The sequence below is a fragment of the Pseudomonas sp. AGC41 genome, from assembly GCF_057334555.1.
This window is the reverse complement of sequence record NZ_JBHFJB010000004.1, coordinates 50706-54208: the sequence shown is the minus strand read 5'-3', so window position 1 is coordinate 54208 and position 3503 is coordinate 50706. Positions and strand designations below refer to the sequence as shown.

Below are 3503 nucleotides of genomic sequence, written 5' to 3'. Positions count from 1 at the left end.
CGCTCCCACAATGGGTTTTGCAGTTGCCGAAAGTTATTCGGCGATCTGCAACTTGCGCGACTCGGTGTACACGTAACGCACCTTCTCATATTCGAACGGCGAGTTCAGCTGGCCGTAGCGGAAGCTGGTCTGGTAGCGCCTGTCCACGCCGCGCAACAGCAGCAGTTCCGGGTGGTTGGAGCTGACTTCCGAGACGTTCAGGAAGTTGATCGCCGATTCCGCGGTGTAGTCCACCAGCAGGCCCGAAGTGTCGCGCAGGTTCGAAGGACCGAAGATCGGCAGCACGAAATACGCGCCGCCGGGCACACCATAGAAACCCAGGGTCTGGCCGAAGTCCTCGCTCTGGCGCGGCAGGCCCATGGCGGTGGCCGGGTCCCAGAGGCCGGCGATGCCGACGGTTGTGTTTAGAAGCAGGCGCGCCGTGGTTTCCATCGAACGCTTGCCCTTGAATTGCAGCAGGCTGTTCATCAGGTTCGGCACGTCCCCCAGATTGTTGAAGAAATTGCTGACGCCGGTGCGCACGAAGCTCGGAGTGACGTAGCGGTAGCCGTCGACAACAGGCAGGAAGACCCATTGGTCAAAGCGGTAGTTGAAGTGGTAGACGCGGCGGTTCCACGATTCCAGCGGGTCGTAGACGTTCAAGGCGTTGAGCGTCGAGCGTTCGAATTCGCGCTGGTCCAGGCCCGGGTTGAACTTGAGTTTGGTCAGCGGCTCCTTGAAGCCGTCCGAATCCACCACCACCGGCGCATTGGCCTTGCTGTTATCGGCGTGGACCAGGCCCGCACTCATTAACGCGGCGATAAGCAGGAGGTATTTAGCCACGGAAGAACTCCAGCATGGCGTCGCTGTTGACGCGGTAGTTAAGGTTGCCGCAATGGCCGCCCAATGGGTAAACGGTCAGGCGGTCGCCAAAGGTCTTGCGCAGAAAGCCGAGGTCGCCGGGGCCGAGAATCACATCGTCGGCGTTGTGCATCACGGCAATTTTCGTGCTGGCCTGCAGATAATCCTTCAGCGCGTAGAGACTGACCTGATCGACCAGTTGCAACAGGCTGCCGCCGTCGGTGCGCGCACGCCACATCGGGATCACCTGTTCGGTGAGGTAGCAGTCGAAATCGCATTGCAGCGCGCGCTTGAGAAAGGGCGTCAGACTGGTGCTTTCAGTGATCGGGAACTTCGGCGGGATGATCAGGCCGCGACGGTTGATCAGGTCCGAGGTAAAGGCAATGTCGGCCGCCGAGAAACGGAACGAGGTGCCGATCAGCATCGCCATCTGTTCGTTGGTCAGGTGTTGCTTGGACTGCTGGAAGTCATAAAGCAGGGCATCGTTGAGATCGATGTAGCCTTTCTGCTGGAAGTAGCGGGTCAGCTTGTTCAGCACCAGTTCATAGAATGTCGTGGTGCTGTTGATGCCCTTGACCTCGGTCTGGACCAGCTTGTCCAGGTTGGTGATAGAGGTGTAGAGATTCACCGGCGGGTTCAGCAACAGGACTTTCTTGAAGTTGAAACTGCGCCGGGTCTCGTCCAGGTGCGCAACGAAGGCTGCGTCCAGGGCGCCGAGGCTGTAGCCGGTCAGGTAGTACTCGGTGACGGGCACTTTCGGATTTTGCGCGCGCACGGCCTGCATCACGCGGTACATGTCTTCGGCGTCTTCCTTGGTGATGCCCGGTGTGGCGAAGCGCGAAGCGGCACTCATGAAATCAAAACTGGTGGGCGATGATAGCTGCACCACGTGGTAGCCGGCCTTGTAGTAGAGGCGCTTCAAATACTCGTTGAGCGTGCTGTCATACCGCGCACCGGTGCCGGCGATCAGGAAGATCAGCGGCGCGGGTTTGTCCTGGGTGGCCATGCGGTAGGTGAGGCTTTTCACAGGCCAGAAATTGTCCGGCAGGATGAATTCGCGCTCCGGACGCAGGGTCAGGCTCTGGTCCGACTGGTTGATGTCCTCATCGAGCGGCAGCTCCGGGCGCAGGTCCGGCGGCGTGGTGGCGATGGTCGCCTCGAACGGGTTGGTCAAGGGGTAGCCATAGCTGGCGGCGTCGACATCCACCGCCAGCGCGGACGCACTCAGGATAAGGCCGCCGACGAGGGCAGCGAAGCGCAAGGAACGGAGCATGTCTGGATCCCTAAGAGGAAGGTGCCTAATGAAGTTCGCAGCCTATGACCACCGAAGCGAAGCCAAGTGCCATGACGGCTGCAAAACAAGCGCGGACGGGTCGCGATAGTAGCGGGACGATACACGGTGAGGCGTGGTGACCGCTAGTGACCCGGCGGCTCGCCTGGCTCAGACATGCAAGATTTGATCGAAATCCGCGGTCTGAAACGCCTGGAATGGCTTGCTGGCTTTCTGATGTCGTTTCTCGCTGCCTCAGCGTCGCAGACAGAGCAGGTTCCAGAGCGGCGCAGGTTGATGATCAGCCTGTCAGTACTCCACTGGCGTTCGAACCGGTTTGCAGGTGAGCGTGATGGGGGCGCTGTGCACCATAACAATACGTTGACGCTGCTCGGCATCCGTCGGGCGCAGCACTTTCGGGGAAGTAACGATGAAGATGCGACGACTCTTGGGCGCAGGTGCCGCACTGGTACTGGCGATCAGCTCCACCCTGGCCAGCGCCGAAACCAAAACCCTGAGCATTGGTTATGTCGACGGCTGGTCCGACAGCGTCGCGACCACCCACGTGGCGGCCGAGGTGATCAAGCAGAAACTCGGTTATGACGTGAAGCTGCAAGCGGTGGCGACCGGGATCATGTGGCAGGGCGTGGCTACCGGCAAGCTCGATGCGATGCTTTCGGCCTGGCTGCCGGTGACTCACGGTGACTACTGGACGAAGAACAAGGACCAGGTGGTCGACTACGGCCCCAACTTCAAGGACGCCAAGATCGGCCTGATCGTGCCGGAGTACGTCAAGGCCAAGTCGCTGGAAGACCTCAAGACCGACGACACCTTCAAGAAACGCATCGTCGGCATCGACGCCGGCTCAGGCGTGATGCTCAAGACCGAACAAGCCATCAAGGACTACGACCTGAGCGGTTATCAACTCAAGGCCAGCTCCGGCGCCGGCATGATTGCCGAGTTGACCCGTGCCGAGAAGAAAAACGAGTCCATCGCCGTCACTGGTTGGGTGCCGCACTGGATGTTCGCCAAGTGGAAACTGCGTTTCCTGGAAGATCCGAAGGGTGTTTACGGCGCGGCTGAAACCGTAAACAGCATCGGCAGCAAAGGCCTGGAAGCGAAGGCGCCGGAAGTGGTCGCGTTCCTGAAGAAATTCCAGTGGGCCTCGAAAGACGAAATCGGTGAAGTCATGCTGGCGATCCAGGAAGGCGCCAAACCAGACGCCGCCGCCAAGGATTGGGTTGCCAAGCACCCGGACCGCGTGAAGGAGTGGACCGGCAAATAAACGGCCTGGTCTGACTGTTCCGAAAAACCGCATGACGGTGTGTCATGCGGTTTTTTTGTGCCCGTGATTCCTGAATTCGACGCACCCCCTGTGGGGGGGGGGGGGGGG

General features: G+C 60.0%; 3 protein-coding genes. 1 reads left to right on the top strand and 2 read right to left on the bottom strand.

Going from position 1 to position 3503, the window contains the following annotated elements; all coding sequences use genetic code 11:
• Positions 1-33: 33 nt before the first annotated feature.
• Together ACE04F_RS00650 and ACE04F_RS00645 are read right to left on the bottom strand one after the other, a co-directional pair.
• On the bottom strand, positions 34-822 hold the full coding sequence (locus tag ACE04F_RS00650; RefSeq protein WP_486104045.1) for an MlaA family lipoprotein: 789 nt from the start codon (positions 820-822) through the stop codon (positions 34-36).
• Positions 815-2113, bottom strand: a complete 1299-nt coding sequence (locus ACE04F_RS00645) for an alpha/beta fold hydrolase (RefSeq protein ID WP_486104043.1) — start codon at positions 2111-2113, stop codon at positions 815-817. The genes ACE04F_RS00650 and ACE04F_RS00645 overlap by 8 nt, the downstream gene beginning before the upstream one ends.
• Before the next feature lie 427 nt (positions 2114-2540).
• Between ACE04F_RS00645 and ACE04F_RS00640 the strand changes: the two genes are divergently transcribed.
• On the top strand, positions 2541-3395 hold the full coding sequence (locus tag ACE04F_RS00640; RefSeq protein WP_486104041.1) for a glycine betaine ABC transporter substrate-binding protein: 855 nt from the start codon (positions 2541-2543) through the stop codon (positions 3393-3395).
• Positions 3396-3503 lie beyond the last annotated feature (108 nt).